Annotated in this window: 19 protein-coding genes; 11 read left to right on the top strand and 8 right to left on the bottom strand. The window is 30.6% G+C overall.

What is annotated here, in order from left to right; genetic code table 11:
* Positions 1 to 33 precede the first annotated feature (33 nt).
* The gene (locus ABNT14_RS00445; RefSeq protein ID WP_214985530.1) at positions 34 to 2,457 is read right to left on the bottom strand and encodes a GEVED domain-containing protein; all 2,424 of its coding nucleotides are present in this window, start codon (positions 2,455 to 2,457) and stop codon (positions 34 to 36) included.
* Positions 2,458 to 2,760: 303 nt separating this feature from the next.
* Here ABNT14_RS00445 and ABNT14_RS00440 point away from each other — a divergent pair, with 303 nt between their 5' ends.
* Genes ABNT14_RS00440 through ABNT14_RS00415 form a run of 6 tightly spaced genes read left to right on the top strand, consistent with a single transcriptional unit; the run spans position 2,761 to position 9,732 of the window.
* Positions 2,761 to 4,422 carry an ABC transporter ATP-binding protein gene (locus ABNT14_RS00440; protein ID WP_101901761.1) on the top strand — a complete coding sequence of 554 codons (1,662 nt, stop codon included), beginning with the start codon at positions 2,761 to 2,763 and terminating at the stop codon, positions 4,420 to 4,422.
* 54 nt (positions 4,423 to 4,476) lie between these two features.
* Complete coding sequence (locus ABNT14_RS00435; RefSeq protein ID WP_101901762.1) at positions 4,477 to 5,493, top strand: sugar phosphate nucleotidyltransferase; 1,017 nt, start codon at positions 4,477 to 4,479, stop codon at positions 5,491 to 5,493.
* Positions 5,494 to 5,524: 31 nt separating this feature from the next.
* Positions 5,525 to 6,469 (top strand): tetratricopeptide repeat protein, encoded by a 945-nt coding sequence (locus ABNT14_RS00430; RefSeq protein ID WP_348719389.1) that lies wholly within the window; start codon positions 5,525 to 5,527, stop codon positions 6,467 to 6,469.
* 24 nt (positions 6,470 to 6,493) lie between these two features.
* Positions 6,494 to 7,264, top strand: coding sequence for a DUF4292 domain-containing protein (locus ABNT14_RS00425; protein WP_101901764.1), 771 nt, complete (start codon positions 6,494 to 6,496; stop codon positions 7,262 to 7,264).
* Entirely contained in the window at positions 7,264 to 8,688 is a 1,425-nt protein-coding gene (locus tag ABNT14_RS00420; protein WP_232114112.1) for a murein hydrolase activator EnvC family protein, read from the top strand. The genes ABNT14_RS00425 and ABNT14_RS00420 overlap by 1 nt, the downstream gene beginning before the upstream one ends.
* A 9-nt stretch (positions 8,689 to 8,697) precedes the next feature.
* Positions 8,698 to 9,732, top strand: a complete 1,035-nt coding sequence (locus ABNT14_RS00415; RefSeq protein ID WP_101901765.1) for an AI-2E family transporter — start codon at positions 8,698 to 8,700, stop codon at positions 9,730 to 9,732.
* 70 nt (positions 9,733 to 9,802) lie between these two features.
* On the opposite strand, the gene ABNT14_RS00410 is transcribed toward ABNT14_RS00415, so the two are convergent.
* Positions 9,803 to 10,324 carry an acyl-CoA thioesterase gene (locus ABNT14_RS00410; RefSeq protein WP_058884037.1) on the bottom strand — a complete coding sequence of 174 codons (522 nt, stop codon included), beginning with the start codon at positions 10,322 to 10,324 and terminating at the stop codon, positions 9,803 to 9,805.
* A gap of 207 nt (positions 10,325 to 10,531) precedes the next feature.
* On the opposite strand from ABNT14_RS00410, the gene ABNT14_RS00405 reads away from it, so the two are divergent.
* The 5 genes from ABNT14_RS00405 to ABNT14_RS00385 all read left to right on the top strand — a co-directional run bounded on the left by ABNT14_RS00405 (position 10,532) and on the right by ABNT14_RS00385 (position 16,621).
* Positions 10,532 to 13,201 carry a TonB-dependent receptor gene (locus tag ABNT14_RS00405; protein WP_101901766.1) on the top strand — a complete coding sequence of 890 codons (2,670 nt, stop codon included), beginning with the start codon at positions 10,532 to 10,534 and terminating at the stop codon, positions 13,199 to 13,201.
* A gap of 122 nt (positions 13,202 to 13,323) precedes the next feature.
* Positions 13,324 to 13,653 (top strand): hypothetical protein, encoded by a 330-nt coding sequence (locus ABNT14_RS00400; RefSeq protein WP_101901767.1) that lies wholly within the window; start codon positions 13,324 to 13,326, stop codon positions 13,651 to 13,653.
* Positions 13,654 to 13,655: 2 nt separating this feature from the next.
* A complete protein-coding gene (locus ABNT14_RS00395; RefSeq protein WP_101901768.1) occupies positions 13,656 to 13,958 on the top strand; it encodes a hypothetical protein in 303 nt (100 codons plus the stop codon).
* 11 nt (positions 13,959 to 13,969) lie between these two features.
* Positions 13,970 to 16,030, top strand: a complete 2,061-nt coding sequence (locus tag ABNT14_RS00390) for a PepSY-associated TM helix domain-containing protein (RefSeq protein WP_101901769.1) — start codon at positions 13,970 to 13,972, stop codon at positions 16,028 to 16,030.
* A 75-nt stretch (positions 16,031 to 16,105) separates the two neighbouring features.
* Positions 16,106 to 16,621: a flavodoxin gene (locus ABNT14_RS00385; protein ID WP_101901770.1), complete on the top strand. Its 516-nt coding sequence runs from the start codon at positions 16,106 to 16,108 to the stop codon at positions 16,619 to 16,621.
* Positions 16,622 to 16,629: 8 nt separating this feature from the next.
* On the opposite strand, the gene ABNT14_RS00380 is transcribed toward ABNT14_RS00385, so the two are convergent.
* The 6 genes from ABNT14_RS00380 to ABNT14_RS00355 form a co-directional block, all read right to left on the bottom strand.
* A complete protein-coding gene (locus ABNT14_RS00380; RefSeq protein WP_101901771.1) occupies positions 16,630 to 17,442 on the bottom strand; it encodes a formate/nitrite transporter family protein in 813 nt (270 codons plus the stop codon).
* 14 nt (positions 17,443 to 17,456) lie between these two features.
* Positions 17,457 to 17,792, bottom strand: a complete 336-nt coding sequence (locus tag ABNT14_RS00375) for a 2Fe-2S iron-sulfur cluster-binding protein (RefSeq protein WP_101901772.1) — start codon at positions 17,790 to 17,792, stop codon at positions 17,457 to 17,459.
* 1 nt (position 17,793) lies between these two features.
* On the bottom strand, positions 17,794 to 18,690 hold the full coding sequence (locus ABNT14_RS00370) for a sterol desaturase family protein (RefSeq protein ID WP_101901773.1): 897 nt from the start codon (positions 18,688 to 18,690) through the stop codon (positions 17,794 to 17,796).
* Positions 18,691 to 18,703: 13 nt separating this feature from the next.
* Complete coding sequence (locus ABNT14_RS00365) at positions 18,704 to 19,759, bottom strand: NAD(P)/FAD-dependent oxidoreductase (protein WP_101901774.1); 1,056 nt, start codon at positions 19,757 to 19,759, stop codon at positions 18,704 to 18,706.
* Between the two features lie 202 nt (positions 19,760 to 19,961).
* The gene (locus ABNT14_RS00360; RefSeq protein WP_058884028.1) at positions 19,962 to 20,198 is read right to left on the bottom strand and encodes a NifU family protein; all 237 of its coding nucleotides are present in this window, start codon (positions 20,196 to 20,198) and stop codon (positions 19,962 to 19,964) included.
* Positions 20,199 to 20,219: 21 nt separating this feature from the next.
* Positions 20,220 to 21,350 (bottom strand): Mrp/NBP35 family ATP-binding protein, encoded by a 1,131-nt coding sequence (locus ABNT14_RS00355; RefSeq protein WP_101901775.1) that lies wholly within the window; start codon positions 21,348 to 21,350, stop codon positions 20,220 to 20,222.
* Between the last annotated feature and the right edge of the window lie 95 nt (positions 21,351 to 21,445).

Genomic DNA, 21,445 nt, shown 5'->3' with positions numbered 1-21,445 from the left:
TTTAAAGGGGTTATAGAAAAACTTATAGATTTCTTATTTTTTTAATAATTTTGTTGTTAGTACTTTTTGCCCATCATAAACTTCTAAAATATACATTCCTGAACTAAGGTTTGTAACATTTAATTTAGTATTATTTAAACGACCTTTTTGCACAATACTTCCTGTTATATTTATAATTTTATAGCTAATGTTTTTTGCTTTTGAAGCTAAATTGACATGTATGTAATTTACTGCAGGGTTTGGATATACTTGCAATGCTGTACTTGGTTCATTTACTAATCTATTACCACTTAGTAAAGCTTCTTTTGTAGTTGTAGCAGTTATATTTACTGTATAATCTTCAACTTCACCATCTTTAAATGTTTCACAAGCAGTTTGACTCGAATTATACTTCATTGAAACACGCATTCTTGTTTGCCCTAAAAGTGCTGAAGCAGGAACTTCAAATGTAGATGTTAAATATTTATCACTTGATGATGAACCTTTTACTACTTTTTCTGAAGTATCAAATATTCCGTTTTGATTAAAGTCTATCCAGACAGCCCAATGTTCTGTATATGCCGTATTTTTAAAACCTGCACTTAGAGTTATTTCGTTTGAACTTCCTTGTCCTAAAGTAGCTATTTTTGAAGTAAAATCAGCATACCCTCCATTACTAGCAGATGTATTTACCATTCCTCCTAAAGAAACAGCATCAATCCATTCATAAGATGAATTAGTTCCTTTTGATTCACAATAAACAAGTTGATTTGCTAGCGTTGTTACACTTATTACATTGCTTGCTTCTGATTCATTTGCTACTGCATCAATTGCTTTTACTGAAAAAGTATAGCTTGTTGCTGGACTTAAACCAGTAATATCAGTGCTTGTATTTGTAGTTGTTCCTAATTTAGTAGCTCCTTGATATACATTATATCCTGTTACTGCTACGTTATCTGTAGCTGCTGACCAATTTAAAGTTACACTTGTTTTATCAACATTTGACACCGCTAAATTTGCTGGTACTGTTGGAGCTGTTGTATCGGCGTTATCTTCTCCAATAACAACGGTATAATCTTCTACTTCTCCGTATTCAATACTTGTTTCACATGCTTTTGGTGTCTTATTATATTTTAAAATAACACGCATTCTTGTAGCGCCATTTATTGCTGATAAAGGTACTGTAAAAGTTCCTGTTACTGTTGTTTCTTTTGATGGTGCTTTTGTAAAAACATTTTCTCCTGCATCGTCAAAATCTCCATCTTTATTATAATCTATCCAAACACCATATCCTTCCTTATAAACTGTACCTGACCATTTTGGTGTAATAGTAATTATATTTGATTCACCTTTTGTTAAATCAGTTGAAATTGAAGTATAATCAGTATAACCAGTATCAAGTGTTGAAGTATTATTAATTGCTCCTAACGTTACTTTTTGAATAGATTCATCAGTTGTGTTTTTTCCTTTTGATACACAATAAGAAACAGGAACAACCACTACTTCTCCAAATTTATCAGAGGTAGCCAAAGCATGTCTAGAACCACCTACACCTAAAACAGTACGCATTCTATCTTTTTGCCCTGAAGTAAATAAATTCATACAAGAATCATCTGAATAATCCATATAATTTTCAACCATATCTAATGATCCACAAGAAGTATGTGCCGATTTACAGCCATAATTTGCAGCATCAGATTCTGGAGTATCCGATACAAAATCGTCAGATCCACAAGGACCATCACCCCAAATATGACGTAAATTTAAAAAGTGTCCTACCTCGTGCGTTGTTGTTCTACCGCCATCAAAAGGTGCTTTTGCAGTACCTATTGTTCCAAAATATTCATCTGCCATTACAACTCCATCCGTAGCTGCTGATCCTCCAGGAAATTGTGCGTATCCTAAAATAGTTCCTCCTGTTGGTCTTGTTATATTGTCAACAATCCACATATTTAAATATTCAGATGTATCCCATGGATTAACCCCTCCTTCAGATAATTTTTTCATAGCGTTATTACCCGTTAACCAAGTAGATTTACTTACCTGTGTTCTAGTAATACCTGTGGTTGCGTTTCCATTAGGGTCTATAGTGGCTAATTTAAATTCAATTTGAGAATCAGCAGCCTGTGCCCATTTATTTGTTCTATCAGCATTTGTTCTTCTAAAATCGGCATTTAAAACAGCTAATTGCGATTCAATTTGTGCCGTACTAATATTATTGGTTGCATTGGTATATAATATATGTACAACTACTGGAAGTGTTATAATTTCACCAACCTGTTTACTTTGCTGATTTTGCATGCGTTTTAAGCTTTTTTGGGTAAATTGCTCAATAGTCGTCATGCGTTTTTTAAGAGTCGGATCCTTAATTTGTCGCTCGGCTAAATCGTCCATTGCGTAACAGGTTCTTTTTTGCTGTGCAAAAGTTGCGCCAGTAAAAATTAAGCACAAAAGCGCTAAAGTAATTTTTTTAGTCATTTTGAAGAGTTTTAAAAAATTAATTATGAATTAAAAAAGTAACTATTTAATGTATTATATTTTTAATAAAAAAAGAATAAAAAGCTACTGTTTAAGTAGCAAATATATAAAAAAATAGACTATACCATGATTTTAATTCAAAAAAAGCAATAATTTATTAAATAAAACACATAAAAAACACTTTAAATATATAGAAATAATGGGTTCTTCATTTACAAGGTTACATTAAATAATTTCAATTATGACTGCTTTTAAAAAAGAAATTGAAAAATATTAATCGTATTTTTATTAAAATTTTACAAAATGCTACAGGTAAAAAATTTAGAAATAAGTTTTAAAAATACTCCTCCCGTTATTCAAAATATTTCTTTTGATGTAAAACAAACCCAAATACTAGGTATAGTAGGCGAAAGTGGTAGCGGAAAATCAATAACATCTTTAGCTATTTTGGGCTTATTACCCAAATACGCTACAATAACAGGCAAAATTTTATTTAAAGAACAAAATATTTTAAATTATAATAATAGTGATTTTCAAAAAATTAGAGGTAGTCAAATAGCCATGATTTTTCAAGAACCTATGAGCTCTTTAAACCCAACATTAACCTGTGGTTTTCAAGTTACTGAGGTGTTAGAATTACATACTAACTTATCTAAAAAAGAAATAAAAAAAGCCGTAATTTCACTTTTTAAAAAGGTTAAATTACCAAGAGCAAGTGCTATTTTTAATGCCTATCCGCATCAAATTAGCGGCGGACAAAAACAACGTGTCATGATTGCGATGGCAATTGCCTGTAAACCCAAAATTTTAATTGCTGATGAGCCTACAACAGCTTTAGATGTTACGGTTCAGAAAGAAATAATTGCACTTTTAAAAGAACTACAACAGGAATATAAAATGGGCATTATTTTTATTTCTCATGATTTAGGGCTGGTATCAGAAATTGCAGATACCGTAGTGGTTATGCACAAAGGAAAAGTAGTCGAACAAGGCACAGCAAATGCACTTTTTTTACATCCGAAGGAAAATTATACAAAAGCCTTAATAAATTCAAAACCAACCCTAAAAAAACGCTTTAAAATATTACCAACTGTTATTGATTTTATCAAAAATACCGTAAAAACCGAATTATATACTGATGAAGAACGCAAGAATTTTCATCAGAAAATATACAAACAAACACCACTTTTAGAAATTAAAAATTTACACAAAGAATATGTATCAAAAGTGGGTTGGTTTTCAAAAACAACTGTTGTAAAGGCAGTAAATGATGTTTCTTTTAACATTTACCAAGGCGAAACTGTTGGGTTGGTTGGCGAAAGTGGTTGTGGAAAAACAACACTTGGCAGTACTATTTTACAGTTAGAAAAAGCAACTTCAGGGCAAATAATTTATAAAGGAGAAGATATTACAAGGCTTTCTAAAAAATCCTTAAAAAAACTGCGAAAAGATATTCAAATTATATTTCAAGATCCTTTTTCATCGTTAAACCCACGAATTACCGTAGGAAATGCAATTGTCGAACCAATGAAAGTACATAATATTTTAAATTCCTTTAAAGAACGTAAAGAATATGTACTCAATTTATTAAAAAAAGTAGGCTTAGAAAAAGCTCATTTTTATAGGTATCCACATGAATTTTCTGGCGGACAGCGACAACGAATCGGAATTGCCAGAACAATCGCTTTACAACCAAAATTAATTATTTGTGATGAATCAGTTTCTGCCTTAGATGTCTCGGTACAAGCACAAGTTTTAAACTTATTAAACGAATTAAAAGCTGAATTTAATTTTACATACCTATTTATTTCTCATGATTTATCGGTGGTAAAATATATGTCAGATCAGTTAATTGTTATGAACAAAGGAAAAATAGAAGAAATTGCAGATGCCGATGAAATTTACAACAATCCAAAAACAAGCTATACAAAAACATTAATTACAGCAATACCAAAAGCTTTGTAACTTTTTTCAAACCTATATTAATGGTATATTGCAGCGTTAAAAAAACAAAAAAATATGAAAATTATAGTTCCAATGGCAGGAATCGGGTCACGTTTAAGACCTCATAGTTTAACAACTCCAAAACCATTAACCGTTATTGCAGGTAAACCAATTGTACAACGTTTAGTAGAAGATATTACAGCAGTTGTAAACCAACCAATTGATGAAATTGCCTTTATTATTGGAAGTACTGCAAAGGGTTTTCCTTCGGATACTAAAGATAAATTAATAGCCATTGCCCAAAGCTTAGGCGCTAAAGGTTCTGTATTTGTTCAAGAAGAAGCCTTAGGAACTGCACACGCTATTTATTGTGCTAAAGAAGCCTTAAACGGTTCATGTGTGGTAGCTTTTGCTGATACTTTATTTAAAGCAGATTTTACTTTAGATGCCAATGCTGATGGTGCTATTTGGGTAAAACAAGTAGAAGACCCAAGCGCTTTTGGTGTGGTAAAATTAAACGATGGTTTTATTACCGATTTTGTTGAAAAACCAAAAGAATTTGTTTCTGATTTAGCAATTATAGGAATTTATTATTTTAAAGATGGTGATAAACTTCGTGAAGAAATTAAACATTTAATTGATAATGATATCAGACCTACTGGTGAATTTCAATTAACAGAAGTTTTAGAATCTTTAAAACAACAAGGAGCTAAATTTATCCCTGGAAAAGTAACAACTTGGATGGACTGCGGTAGAAAAGACCCAACGGTTGACACCAACAAACAAGTGTTAGGTTTTGAACAAGCCGATGGTAATAATTTAGTTTCTGATGATGTTATTTTAGAAAATTCAGAAATTATTCAGCCTTGTTATGTAGGTAAAAATGTAATTTTAAAAAACACAAAAATAGGACCTTATGTTTCTATTGGTGAAAATAGTATTGTTGAAAATTCAACCATTACAAATTCATTAATTCAAACAAATGTTCGCATTCAAAATGCAAAATTAGACAATGCAATGATTGGTAATCATGCCAAATATAATGCTAATTATACATCAGTAAGTATAGGTGATTATACAGATCTTACATAAAAAAAGTAAGCCAAAAAAAGGAAAGACAATAGTGCAACATGTGCTATTGCCTTTTTTCTTGTTGCTATTTTCTTTCATTTTAAATGCTCAAAATAATGTTGATCCTATAATAAATATAAGTGAAAAAGATAATATTCAATTTCAAAATGTTTTTTTTAAATCACTTTCTCAAAAAGCACTTTTTAATCATAAAAAAGCCATTGAGTATTTAGAAAAATGCAATAAATTACTACCTAATAATGAAGCAGTGTTTTTTGAACTTTCTAAAAACAACCTAAAGTTAGGTAGATACATTGAGGCTTTAGAATACATTGAATTAGGCCTACATATAGCACCCGGTAACTTATGGATGCTAACACATAAAGTGACTATTTTTAAAAAAATGGCTGATTTTGAAAATGCCATTGATATACAGGAAAAAATTGCAAAAACACATCCGAATAAAAAACAAGAATTAGTATATCTGCATTTAAAAAATAGCGATATTTTGGGTGCAAAAAGAGTTTTATTAGAGTTAAAAGAGGCTAAATTATTAAACTCAAGGTTACAGAAAATTTTAAAAAGGCTCGAAGAAAATCAAAAAAATGATAAAACAACAATTAAAAAACAACCTGAAAAATTAGCAAACACTACTATCAGAGCTATTTTTGAAAAAGAAAAATCATTTAAAAACTTACGACCTTTATTACTGAAATTAGCAACAAATAAACACATCGATTTATTAAAATACAGTACTCAGGGTGTAGCCTTATTTCCTGCACAGCCTTTTGTTTATTTAATGAATGGAAAGGCGTTAAATAACAATAAAAAACATAAAAAAGCATTACATAGTTTGCAAAATGGCATTGATTTTGTAATTGATAATCCTCAAATTAAAGCAAAATTATATTTAGAAATGGCAAGGGCTTATAAAAGTTTGAAGCAATTAAAAAAAGCCGCTGATTTTAAAAATAAAGCAATTAAAATTTTAAAATAATTTTTCTTCCGAATTATAACACTTATGAAATACCTTGTAGCACTTAGTTTCTTATTTTTAAGTTTTACAGCTTGTAAATCAAGTAAAAATTTAACAAATAACTCAACAACAATTAAAGAAATATCCGCAAGAAAAGTAGCTAAAAAACATATTGCAGCTAATTTTAATGAAAAAACAATTGATGCTCGCCTAAAAGTAAACTACAGCACAACAAAAGAAAAAGTAGGACTTTCTGTTCGAATGAAAATAGAAAAAGGGAATGTTATATGGCTAAAAGGTATTAAATTTATCACTGTTTTTAAAGCTAAAATTACCCCTACAAGAGTCCAATTTTATTCGCCATTTTATAAAAATTATTTTGATGGAGATTTTAAAATGCTTGAAAAATTATTAGGAACAGCTATTAATTTTGAACAATTGCAAAATATGTTATTAGGGCAGTCGTTATTAAACGTAAAAGATAAAAGGCAAAAAATTGTGATTGCTAATAAAGCGTATCAACTTTCGCCTAAAAAACAATCAAAATTATTTGATATATTCTTTTTTATAAACCCAGTACATTATAAACTAAACAAACAATCGATTGTAAATACTGCCCAAAAACAACGTTTAGATATTAAATATCCTGCTTATTCAACAAATAATGGTGTTTTATTTCCTAAAAAAATAATCATAAATGCTAAACAAAACCAAGCGCTTACTGCAATTGATATTACTACACGTTCGGTAAATTTTAACACCAAACTAAATATTAATTTTAGCATGCCAAAAGGCTATAAAGAAATTAAATTATAATGAAAAAAACTGTTTTATATCTTTCCTCTTTATGCTTCGTTTTATGGAGTTTTTCTTCGTTTAGCCAAGAAAGGAAAACACTTGAAAGAAAGCACAAGAAGTTAAAAAATGAAATTAAACAGATTAATCATTTATTATTTGAAACCAAAAAAGAAAAAGGAAATGCTTTAGATGATTTAAAAGATTTAACACAAAAAATTGATACTAGAGCTCAATTAATTAAAGTAATTGAATTAGAATCTCAGAAAATTTCTAAAGAAATAAACAGCAATCAAAAGCAGCTAGATACTTATAGTAAACAACTAAAAAATTTAAAAGAAGAATACACAAATATGGTTGTAAAAACCTATAAAAGTAGGTCTTTACAGAGTAAAACTATGTTTTTATTATCTTCTGAAAGCTTCTATCAGGCATATAAACGCTTAAAATATATGCAACAATATAATGAGTATCGAAAAAATCAAGGACTTGCAATTGTTGTAAAATTAAATGAAATTAAGAAAATTAATAACATATTAATTAAAAAGAAAAAGAAAAAAGAAATATTAATTTCTGATGAAAAATTAGAGAAATCAGCCATTGAAACCGATAAAAAAAATCAAGAAACCTTGGTTACTAAAATTAAAGGAGCTGAAAAAAAATACAAGCAAAATTTACGCAATAAAATAAAAGAAGAGAAACAAATTACAGCACGTATTGATAAATTAATTTTACGTGAAATTGCGAAAGCTAATGAAAAAAAACGAGCAATAGCCAAAGCAAAAGCACTTGCAAAAGCCAGAAAAAGAAAAAAAGAAAGACTCAAAGCAATTGCTGATGCAAGAAAAAAAGCAAACGAACTTGCTGATAAAAAAGAAAGAGAAATTGCGCTTCAAAAAGCAAAAGAACTTGCCGAAACAACAAAAAAAGAAATTGCAGTTTCAAAGAAAAAAGCAGAGAAAAAAGAACTAGATAGAAAAAATAAAAAAACAGCAAATAGCTTTGTTTTAGATGCTGATGAAAAGAAATTATTACACAACTTCGAACAAAATAAAGGAAATTTACCTTGGCCTGTAAAAGGAATTATCACACGAAAATATGGTGTACAACCACATCCAACATTTTCAGGAATTAATATTAATAGCCCTGGTTTACACATTGTAACCAAGGTAAATACAGATGCTAAAAGTATTTTTAATGGTAAAGTACTTGCTATACAATCACAATCTGGTGGTAAAAAATCGGTATTAATACAGCATGCTAATTATATATCGGCTTATAACAATCTTGAAAAAGTGTATGTAACAAAAGGTACGCTCATAAAAACTGGCGATAAAATAGGTAGGGTTTTTACCAATAAAATTTCAGGAAAAACCAAGTTACTTTTTGTTTTATTTAAAGATACCGCAAAATTAAACCCCGCAAAATGGATTCGCAAAAAATAAAATACATACATGAAAAATTCAGCAAATTTTATCATCATAATTAGTGTTATTATTACCACTTTAGTTATTGGTAAAGGAATTATAATTCCATTTATTTTTGCCTTAATTTTTTGGTTTCTAACTCGTGAAATTCGTAAAAACATCTATAAAATACCCTTTGCTAAAAAATTCATCCCTATTTGGTTGAGTAATATTTTTGTTTTTAGTTTTATTATTTTGAGTTTTAGTTTTATGTCTGAAATTATTACCAATAGTATTGTTAATTTATCTACTTCCTATTCAAAATATGAACCAAATATTGATGTTGTTATAAAAAACTTAAATACCTATTTTCATATTGATATTATCAAATCGGCAAAATTAATTGTTGGTGACTTTAACTACGGAGCTGTTTTAGCAGAAACAGCAAACGCTATTAGTAGCTTGCTTGGTGATACTTTTATGATTATAATTTATGCCTTATTTATGTTTTTAGAAGAAAGTAGCTTCAAGAAGAAACTTCATAAGCTATTTAACGGAAAAGAAACTAAAAATACTAGCATACAATTTATTTTGTCTAAAATTGAAGTTTCTATATCAAATTATCTTCGATTAAAAACTTATGTAAGTTTGCTTACTGGTATTTTAAGTTACTTTATTTTACTATTAGTAGGTATTGATAGTGCTCCTTTTTGGGCTTTTTTAATTTTTTTATTAAACTATATTCCAACTATTGGCTCATTAATTGCCACCATTTTCCCAGCCGTATTTAGCTTAATTCAATTTGGAGAACTTTCGCCATTTTTAATTGTATTAATTGCCGTTGGGGCGGTTCAGGTAGTTGTTGGTAACTTTATAGAACCTAAAGTTTTTGGAAAATCATTAAATTTAAGCCCTTTGGTAACCATTTTATCTTTAGCTATTTGGGGTAAAATATGGGGCGTTACGGGCATGGTTTTAAGTGTCCCAATTACCGTAATTATGATTATTGTTTTCTCTCAATTTGAAAGAACAAAAACAGTAGCTATCTTTTTATCTGAAAACGGAGAAATTGATACAATATAAAAAACATTAGCCTGATTAAAATTTTTAAACAGGCTAATGTTTTTTATAATTATCATAAAATTTCACAAAGCTATTCTTCTTTACCTAAAAATAATGCTTTGAGCTCTGTTGCTTCTTTCGGATCTAATTTCCCTGCTAAAACCAAGCTTAATTGTTTTCGACGTAAAGCCCCTTCAAAACGCTTTTTTTCTAAATCAGTTTCTGGAACAATAGGTGCTACAGGTACAGGTCTTCCTGTTTCATCTACTGCAACAAAAGTATAAATTCCTTCATTTACCTTTGTTTTTACACCTGATTGACGGTCTTCCGTCCAAACATCTACATAAATTTCCATAGATGATTTAAAGGCTCTTGAAACTTTTGCTTCTACAGTAACAACGCTTCCCACAGGTACTGCTTTTGAAAAAGCTACATGATTTACCGAAGCTGTAACCACAATTCTTCTTGAATGACGGCGCGCCGCAATACTACAAGCTCTGTCCATACGAGCTAATAATTCTCCTCCAAAAAGATTGTCTAAATAATTTGTTTCTCCTGGTAAAACAAGGTCGGTTAATACAGTTAATGATTCTATAGGTGTTTTAGCTGTCATCAATTAAATTTTTATACAAAGATATACATAATGCTAAAAAATAGATTATTTTAACTATTGATTATTTACCTGCTTTATAACGACTGATTTACAAATAGATGCAACTTTGCTGTTTTTTATTTAAAACTAATCTAAATAAACTTTTGAAATTTGATTTCTAGTTAATACTTTTGCTAAAGTAAAATTTATTAAATCTAAATAACCAAATTGAATAAAATTATAATAGCGTTTTTTATATTATTAGCTGGAATAATAAATACAGTAGCGCAAGGAAATAGCATTAGTGGTCATGTATTAAATAATAATAACGAACCTTTAATTGGTGTTAATATCTTATTAAAAGAAAAAAATATAGGAGCAGAAACAGGTTTTGATGGAAGTTTTGAAATTAAAACATCAAAAGGAAAATTCACCTTAATCGTATCATATATTGGTTTTAAAACCAGAGAAATTTTAGTAAATGCACCTGTAAACCTTTCTAATATCATATTATATGAAGGAAATGAATTGCTTCAAGAGGTTCTTTTAACCAGCAGAAACAACAAATTTTCTCGTAAAAAAACAGCTTATGTATCTAAATTACCTTTAAAAGATATAGAAAATTCTCAAGTATATACTACGGTTACTTCGGAAATGCTAGAATCTCAAGTTGTAACTAATTTAGATGAAGCAATGGCGAATGCTACAGGGGTTTACAAACTTTGGGAAGCTACAGGAAGAGGTCCTGGAAATGGAACTTCTTTTTTTTCTACTAGAGGATTTTCTGTACAACCAAGACTTATTGATGGTATTGCTGGTGTTACTTTTAGCGCCATAGATCCTTCTTATATTGAACGTATTGAGGTTATAAAAGGACCCGCTGCTACGCTGTTTGGTAGTACTGAAACTTCTTTAGGTGGTTTAATTAATATCGTAACTAAAAAACCTTACCAAGGTACTGGTGGAAGTATTTCGTACACCGCAGGTTCTTTTGGGCTTCATAGAGCATCAGTTGATTATAATACAAGTTTAGACACTTCTAAAAAAGCATTCTTTAGAGTTAATGCTTCGTTTTTAACGCAGGGTAGTTTTCAGGATGCTGGTTTTAAAGACACTTATTTTATAGCGCCTTCGCTTTCTTTAAGAGTAAATAACCGATTAAATATATCGGCAGGGTTAGAGTTTTCTAAAACAAAACAAACCAATCCTTCAATGCTATTTTTACGTAGAGGACTGCCTTTAATATCTAAAAACATTAAAGAAATGGGAGTCGATCCTAAAAAATCTTTTACCAATAACGACATTAATTTAACCAATCCGACATTTAATACAAGAGCTATTGCTGATTATAAACTATCGGATACTTGGACTTCTCAAACAGTATTTTCGAGTAGTTACGCCCAAACTAAAGGCTATTATCAATATCAATTTGATGGTGGTGTTGCAGCACTTTTACAAATAAACCAAGTATATAATCAATTAGAAAATGCGAAAAAAAATGGTTTAATAACAGCACCTCAACTTGCTTTTATTAACGCCAACATAAACCCGTTTACTACTCAAATAACAACCGAAGCAGGAAAAATGTTAGCTACTGATTCTTTTGTTAGAACTTACAGTAAAAGAGACGCCAACGAAACAAGGTTTAATTTACAGCAAAATTTTACAGGAAATTTCAATATTGGTCAATTGCGTAACAGGCTTGTTTTTGGTGTTGATTATGTTTCTAATACTCGAAATAATCGAAATAAAAATGGAAATCCGAATTTAACCAAGCAAAGCCAGTTTCCTCAATTAATTGGAACTTTAAACGCCTTAGGTTTAAATGCCGTTTCTGATGGAATAACCGCTAGCTTTTTCAGATTTCCATATATTGATGCCTTTTTAAATGGTAATGGAACAATCGCGAATAATTCATTTACACCTACCGCAAATTACAGCCCTGATAAAGCTCAGTTAGATGCTGATTTTAAAAAAATACCCGCTTTTAAAAATCAAACAAAACAACAAACACTAGCAGCCTATGTTTCTGATGTAATAAATATTACACCTGAATTAATTGTTAATGTTGGTTTGCGTTTAGATCATTTTATTCAAGACGGGCAGTTATCTAGAAAAGAAGACGACTATACCAAAACTACCTTATCACCTAATTTTGGAGTGTCGTATCAGGCATTAAAAAATAAATTATCGGTATTTACCAACTATCAGACTGGTTTTGTAAACGTAAATCCTGTTGTAAATGCTTCGGGAACTGTTGATGTTTTTCAACCACAAAAAGCCAAGCAATTTGAAGGAGGAATAAAAACTAATTTCTTTAACAATAAATTAAATATAGGTGCTAGTTATTACAATATAACCGTTAAAGATTTTACAACCTCCGATCCAACAATACCTTTATTTCCTAAAACAATTGATATTGCAGAGGTGGTAAGTAAAGGATTCGAATTCGAATTAAATGCAAACCCTATTAATGGGCTAAATTTAAGAGGTTCTTACTCTTTTAACGATATGAAATATACTAATGTCTATAGCCAAAAAGCAAAAAGAGAGGTTACCGAATTTAAAAACAGAAGACCTGAAGCTGCAGGACCAAAAGGATTGTATAATTTTTGGGCTGATTATGCTTTTCAAGAAGATAGCTTTGCTAAAAACTTTGGTTTAGGATTTGGTTTTAATGGAGCTTCTGAAAACCTAACAGTAAACAATAAAACATCAGGAACTTTTACCCTACCTAGCTATACTATTTTAAATGCTTCGGCTTATTATAATCTTAAAAAAATTCGAGTAGGTTTTAAAGTAAACAACCTAACAAACAAAACATATTATACTGGTTGGACTACAATTAATGCACAACCTTCAAGAGCCTTTTTAGGAAGTGTTTCTTATAACTTTTAATATAAAGTTCCCCCTACTTTATATTTTATTGTGTTGAATTATTTTGAATTATTTTATCTTTAAATGCAGCACAGTCCATAGTTCTCATGCTTTGGGCTGTGTTATTTTAAAAGCAAAAAAGAATGAATATTATAGCTATATTTTTAAACATTATAGGTTTTATTTTCTTACTAAACACCTCTAAAAAAGCCATTTTAAATAGTAGTTTTTTAGAAAAATGGATGCAACAAAATAATTTTATCTCTAAAATAATCGGAAGTATTTTTCTACTAATTTCTTTTTACATATCTATAAAAACAAACGGAACTACGGCGGGTATTCTATTTAATTTACTAGCTATAACCTTAGCAGGAAGTTTGCTTATTTTAATAAATCCTTTAAAAAAAATATTTTATACAAGTGTTTTAATTATTTTGATAATCATAACTGCTTTAGAATTTTTAATTCAATAATTATGCCTGCAAATACAAAATATTTAACAACATCTACCTGGCAAAAAGCTATTAAAATTATTTCAGGAATACTAGGAGGCTATATAATAAGTGCCTTACTACATTTGGCTTTAACACTGTTTTTACCGTATCAAAAAGAACTATTAATTACCTCGATATATACCTTATTTATTATATGGGTAACCCTAATTATTGTTCCTTTTTTATTTAAAAATGCCTGGAAAGTATTTTTACTTTATAGCTTAGTAATACTCGTATTATTTAGCATTGTTTACTACGGAAAAATACACTACCCTCTTGTTTAAAAAACCACACTATGAGTAAACGAAATTACAATGTTTTTTTTAACACCCATACCGTAAGTGGTATTGTTATTAGTGTTGCCTTGTATGTTATTTTTTTTGCAGGCGCTTTTTCTTTTTTTAAAGAAGAAATAATTAACTGGGAAAAAGGAACTTTTGTAAAGCAAACATCTAAAGAAAATGTTAATTATGACGGCATTTTAAACGCCTTAAAAAACGAATATCAATTAGAAGGTAGGGATATTCTTTTCAGGCTTCAAAAAAAAGGTGAAGAAACGTTTATATCTCTTAGCCCTTCTAAAGATTCACTCGCTTCTAAAAAAGCTAAAACAGCTGCTTATTTTTCGTTAAACACCAATACCTACGAGCGAAAATCATATACTGAATTTTATTCGTTAGGCGAATTTATTTACCGACTTCATTTTTTTTCGCAATTACCCTATATCGGCATTTATTTAGCAGGGCTTGTTTCGGTATTTTTTCTGTTTGCCATTGTTACAGGAATTATTGTTCATTGGAAAAAAATAGTCTCAAATTTTTACACATTTAATCCCAAGCTAATTTTAAAACGAGTTTGGGCTGATGCACATACTGCTTTAGGCGTTATTGGTTTGCCTTTTCAATTGATATACGCACTAACAGGTGCTTACTTCGGATTAAGTATTTTAGTGCTACTACCTGCTAATTTTTTATACAATAATAATCAAGATAAACTACTAGAAGATTTAAGACCACAATTAAAAACCTATCCTTGGGTTGCTAAAACTACCCAACAAATACCAAGTGCAAATGATTTTGTGGTAAAAAATGCCCAAAGATGGAAAAATACTAAGATAAAACGATTTACCATTAAAAATTATGGCGGTACAAATATGAAGTATCAATTGATGGTAAATCAATCAGAAAAAATACATTTTTTAGCACAAGGTCGAATTACTATAGATGCTTTTACCAATAAAATAGAAGACATAAAAGCACCTGAAAAAGAAGTCTATCTTGAAAACATTCAGGTATCTATCGGAAAACTACACTTTGGGCATTACGGTGGTATTGGCTTAAAAATCATTTATTTTATCCTGGCTTTAATTACTTGTTTTGTTATTATTACAGGCGTACTTATTTGGCTCGAAGCAAGAAATAAGAAAAGTATTCCTTTATCAAAAAGACTATACACCAACAAAGTAGGACATATATATATGGCTATCTGTTTGTCACTTTTTCCTGTAATAGCCCTATCCTTTATTTTTGTAAAATTACTTCCACAAGCGTATAATAATGACAGGAAATCGCTGATTTATTATTTCTTTTTTATCAGTTGGCTTATTGCAATTATTATTTTACGATATGTTCGAAATAATTATAAAACAAACAAATACACCCTATGGACAGGCGGTATTTTAGGATTATTAATCCCTTTAATAAACGGTTTTGTAACTAACAATTGGATTTGGAAAACCTACAAAGCCCAACAATACGATATACTAACTATTGATTTACTTTGGATACTTTTAGCAATAACCGCTATTATTTTTGCCGTAAAATTAAAGCCAACTATTCAAGAAAAAAGTTCATTTGCTAAAAACCCTATTAATTACAACGAAATTAAAGCCTTAAAAAAGCAAAACATTATAAAAGAGCAAGCTCTTGTAGCCCATCAAAACAACAATCAACTACCTATGAAAACAAAAATTATTAGCCTTTGGATACTTATTATCTTCGGATATATTTTTCATCATATTTACGGATTAGCAACCGTATTTTTTAATCAAACCGTGTTTATTGAAGGGTCAACAGGTAAAACCCCATTTTGGGCGCATCAATGGCGTATTTTAATGGAAGGAACAGTCTTTTTATTCGCTTTATTAACCATTCAATTATCAAAAAAATGGTTTAAAATAACCTCGTTAATTTGGGGGGTAATTGTTGCAGTTTTTAACTGTTATCATGTTATTGAAGAAGCAATAGGACACCCTGATGAACTTTCAAAAATATGGATATTATTACTTACCGCTATTGCTAGTATTCTTTTAGTTATTAACCTAAATCAATGGAGAAAACAAGCTGTTAATATCTAATTAAGCAAAATATTTTTGACCAAAGAAGAAAATAATCATAAAAAATATACATTAGTAACCTTAAAAAAATAAGCAATGAAAAAAGTAGGTTTAATTTACGGTTCAGACACAGGAATGACCGAAGAGGTTACCCATACAATTGTTGATCAATGGACACTTTCAGAACTAGAAGTTATAGAAGTTAGCAATGTAAGCCCTGCCGATTTTGAGCGGTTTGATTTTATCATTTTAGGACTTTCTACCTGGTATGATGGCGATTTACAAAGTGATTGGGAAGATTATTTTGACGAGTTTAAAACCATTAATTTCACCCATAAAACCATTGCTCTTTTTGGTTTAGGCGATCAATACGGGTATGGTGAATATTTTATAGATGGCGTAGGAATGCTTGCTGAAGTAGTTTTAAAAAATGGTGGAAAAATAATTGGAAAATGGCCCACTAAAGACTACGATTTTTCAGAATCAAAAGCCTTAATATCCCCTGGAGACTTATTTTATGGTTTAGCTCTCGATGAAGATAATGAAGCTGATTTAACACAAAATCGTGTGCATCAATGGATACATCAGCTTCAAAAAGAGCTTTTAGGTTAACGATTAATTTAGGCTGTTTTTTTGTTGTTTAAAAATATCAAATGATACATTAATCCAATAAAAACACTTCCTCCAATTATGTTTCCTAAAATAACAGGAATCAGGTTTTTTATCATCCCTGAAATACTTAAAAACGACGTAGTAATTTGAATATCGCTAAAAGTTTTAATCAGTAAACCTAGCGGAATAATAAATAAATTAGCAATACTGTGTTCAAAACCTGCGGCTACAAATAAGGTTATCGGAAAGACTATTGCCAATATTTTATCGGTAATTGTTTTTCCGCCCATTGCCATCCAAACTCCTAAACAGACTAAAATATTACATAATATTCCTCTAAAAAATGCAGTCATAAAAGGCAAATTACATTTTGCATCTGCCATTTTTAAATAAGTTTCGGCTATTGCTCCGTTATTCATATCAAGGTGTCCTGAAAAATAAACCATAACCGCTAAACTTATAGCACCAATCATATTGCTAAAAAAAATAATGCCCCAATTACGCATCATTTGTTTAGTAGAAACCTTTTTTTCTGCCCAAGCAATTGCAATTAAATTATTTCCTGTAAATAATTCAGCACCTGCAATTATCACCAAAATTAATCCTAAAGAAAATACAAAGCCTCCCAAAATTTGCTTGGTAGCAAAGCTATAGGTTTGGTCAGCTTTTACAATAGTGTAAAATAAAGCTCCTAAACCAATAAAAGAACCTGCTAATATTCCTAATAACAAACTGGTTAAAAATGATTTTTCAACTTTTTTAACGCTTGAGTTTAATGTTTGATTTACAATTTCTTCGGGACTAAATACTTTTGTTGACATCTAAATTTTATTTTTTAACTCTCAGGAGCTAATTCGATTTCTAAACCATCCATTTCAGGTTTTATTTGTAACTGACACCCTAAACGGCTGTTATCTTCTACATAAAAAGCTTCGGCTAACATAGCATCTTCATCATCGCCCATTTCAGGTAGTTCATGTGCTGATTTTACATAGCACTGGCAAGAAGCACACATTGCCATTCCGCCACAAATTCCAATAGTTCCCTCAGGAGCTAGCTCGTATGAACGTACAAGCTCCATTAAATTCATTGCCATATCGGTTGGTGCAACAACTTCGTGTAATACTCCTTCTCGGTCTGTTATATTTATCGTTATATCTTGTACTTCCATTTTATAAATTCATTTTTTTACGTAACGTTTTCGCTCGATGATCTTCACCATCGTGTGACCAACCAGGTGAATTAAATATATAATTTAATTTGTCTGAAAACTTATTGGCGCGTTTAACATCTTTCCAAATAGCAACATATTCGTGTGTTGCTACTGTTATCGGATTTTTAGTTTCAATATTTACTGTTAACCCATAAACAGGTTTTTCAACAGCTTTTAATTCTTTTGAAAAAGTACCAAAAAGTCGATCCCAAATAATTAAAATACCTGCATGATTACAATCTAAATATCGAATATTAGAGGCATGATGCACTCTGTGATGTGAGGGTGTGTTAAATATAAATTCGATTGGTTTAGGTAGTTTATCAATCAATTCTGTATGTACAAAAAATTGATATATCAAACTAATTCCCATCACGGTAAACATCATTAATGGATCAAAACCCAATAACGGTATCCACAACCAAAAAAAGAATTTATGAATTCGCTCACCTACACCTTGGCGCAATGCTGTTCCTAAATTCATATATATTGATGAATGATGCGGTACATGTCCTGCCCAAAATAACCGCACTTCATGGTTTAAGCGATGAAACCAATAGTACGAAATATCATCGGCAAACAGCAATAAAACCCAAGCCCACCATTGACGTTGAACAACATCTTTAAATGGGCTGATTTCATATATATATACAAATACAATAAAAGCTAAAACCTTTGGAATAAATTCTATAATAGCCGAAAAAACCATCATTAATAGCGATATTCCAGTATCTTTTAGCTGGTATTTTTCTTTTGCGAATTGATATTCAACAAACATGCTTATAAAAAATATAGGCAGGGCAAAATACAAGAGTTTATCTTCTGATAATTGCGCTATATATTCTATAAAAATCATGTTTAAAAAATGTTTATTCTATTTTTTTAATCACCGCCTTTGGAGCTTCTTTTCGAGTTCCATCAAAACCGTCAACACCGCCTACTGTGGTGTATTTCATTACGTATTTTTTATCAGGATAAATGATTTTAAAAGCACTTTGACACATTAAAGTTGCTTCGTGAAAACCACATAAAATCAATTTTAATTTCCCGGGATAGGTATTTACATCGCCAATGGCATAAATTCCTGGAATATTTGTTTGATAATCTAAGGCATTATTTACTTTGATAGCATTTTTTTCAATCTCTAAGCCCCAATTTCCAATAGGTCCTAATTTAGGTGATAAACCAAAAAGAGGTATAAAATGATCACAGTTTAACGTGTATTCTTCTTTATCTTTTTCAGAAATTACAACACCTTCCACATGATTTTGCCCAACAATTCCTTTAATTTCTGCAGGTGTTATTAAGTTAATTTTTCCTGCATTTTTCAATTCTTGTACTTTTTCTACGGAATCTAAAGCGCCACGAAATTCATTTCTTCGGTGTACTAAAGTAACCGATTTTGCAACATCAGTTAAAAAAATTGACCAATCTAAAGCAGAGTCTCCTCCACCAGCAATTACCACGTTTTTATTGCGATATAATTCTGGCTCTTTAATCATGTATTCCACACCTTTATCTTCAAAATCGGCGATGTTTGGAATGGGTGGTTTTCGTGGTTCAAAACTTCCTAAACCTCCTGCAATTGCTACTACAGGTGCTTGGTGTTTTGTTCCTTTATTGGTGGTTACCACAAAACTTCCGTCTTCTTGTTTTTCGATAGTTTCAGCACGTTCTCCTAAGGTAAATCCTGGTTCAAATTGCTTAATTTGTTCCATTAATTTATGAGTTAAATCGCCCGCTAAAATTTCTGGATATGCAGGAATATCATAAATCGGTTTCTTTGGATAAATTTCCGAGCACTGCCCACCTTGTTGTGGCAATGCGTCAATTAAATGACAGCGTAATTTTAACAGTCCTGCTTCAAAAACAGTAAATAATCCTGTTGGACCTGCTCCTATTATTAAGATATCTGTTGTAATCATTTGTTGTTGTTTTAAATCTCACAGACTTTAAATTCTGTGAGATTTTATTTTTTGGTAACTATTGAATGCGTTAGTGATTGAGCGGTTTGTTTGAGCTCTTTTTTAAATTTTTTCTATTTAAAAAAAGCGAGTAGCGAAAGCACGCCCGAACGCCCAAAAATAATACGTTTATAGGACTCTAAAAATGATAAAAATCAGCTTTTTAAGCCACATTAATTACTTGTTCAATAACTGGTGCGTACTTTTTTATAGTTGCTTCAACACCATTTTTTAAGGTCATTTGGTTTACAGAACAACCGCTGCAAGCTCCTTCTAATTGAACTTTTACAATATTATTTTCTATAGATAAAAGCTTAATATTTCCGCCATCGCTTATTAAAAAAGGACGGATTTCTTCTAAAGCTTTCTCTACATTATGCTGTATTTCTGTTGCTGTCATACTCTTGCTTTTGAATTATTATTATTTAGTGCTACAACCACTCATAGTGGTTATACGAACCACTTCGGTAGCTGGTAAATTTTCATTTCTTTTTAACAATTCGGCAACCATTGATTTTGTTACCTCTTTAAAGGCATTTTCCAACGGCGTGTTTTCTTGCAAGGCTACTGGATGACCTACGTCACCTGCTTCACGGATGCTTTGTACTAATGGTATTTCGCCTAAGAAACTTGTTTTAATATCTTCTGCTAAATTTTTAGCTCCGCCTTGACCGAAAATGTAATATTTATTGTCTGGTAATTCGGCTGGTGTAAAATATGCCATGTTTTCAACAATTCCTAAAACAGGTACATTAATGCTTTCTTGTTGAAACATTGCAACTCCTTTTTTAGCATCTGCTAAGGCGATGTTTTGTGGGGTGCTTACCACTACGGCTCCGTTGATTGGCACTGCTTGTACGATTGATAAATGTACGTCTCCTGTTCCTGGAGGTAAGTCGATTAATAAGAAATCTAATTCCCCCCAATCTGCATCAAAAATTAATTGATTTAATGCTTTTGATGCCATTGGTCCTCGCCAAATTACTGCCTGATTAGGGTCGGTAAAAAAACCTAATGATAATAATTTCACGCCGTAGTTTTCAATAGGTTTCATTTTTGAACGCCCATCTACTTTTACTGACAATGGTTTTTCAGTAGCCACATCAAACATTAAATGTTGTGATGGTCCGTAAACATCGGCATCTAAAACACCTACTTTAAAGCCCATTTTAGCTAAAGAAACTGCCATATTAGAGGTTATGGTCGATTTTCCTACACCTCCTTTTCCTGAAGCGATTGCTATAATGTTTTTGATATTAGGAATTACTTTTCCTTTAATTTCGTTCGGGTTTTCTTTTTGAACAACCTCCACTTTTACATTCACTTTTACATCAATAGTGGCATCAACGTTTGTGTGAATTGCTTTGGTTATTTCTACCTCAGCTTTCTTTTTTGCTTGTAAAGATGGGTTTGAAATGGTTACATCAACAATTACTTCTTTACCAAAAGTAACGACGTTTTTTATGTTTTCGCTTTCTACTAAACTTTTACCTTCTCCTGGAGCTGTAATTGTTTCTAAAGCTTTGTATATATCTTGTTTTTTAAAACTCATTTGAGTATTTAATTTAATTAATGCTAAGTTACAAAGATACATTTTAGCCCGCAGAAAATAAAGGCTTTAGATTGTGAAAATTTATGATGCAATAA

Source organism: Tenacibaculum dicentrarchi, from assembly GCF_964036635.1.
GTDB classification, from domain to species: Bacteria; Bacteroidota; Bacteroidia; order Flavobacteriales; family Flavobacteriaceae; genus Polaribacter; species Polaribacter dicentrarchi.
The sequence above is the reverse complement of the archived record's forward strand: the minus strand, read 5'-3'. Positions and strand labels throughout refer to the sequence as shown.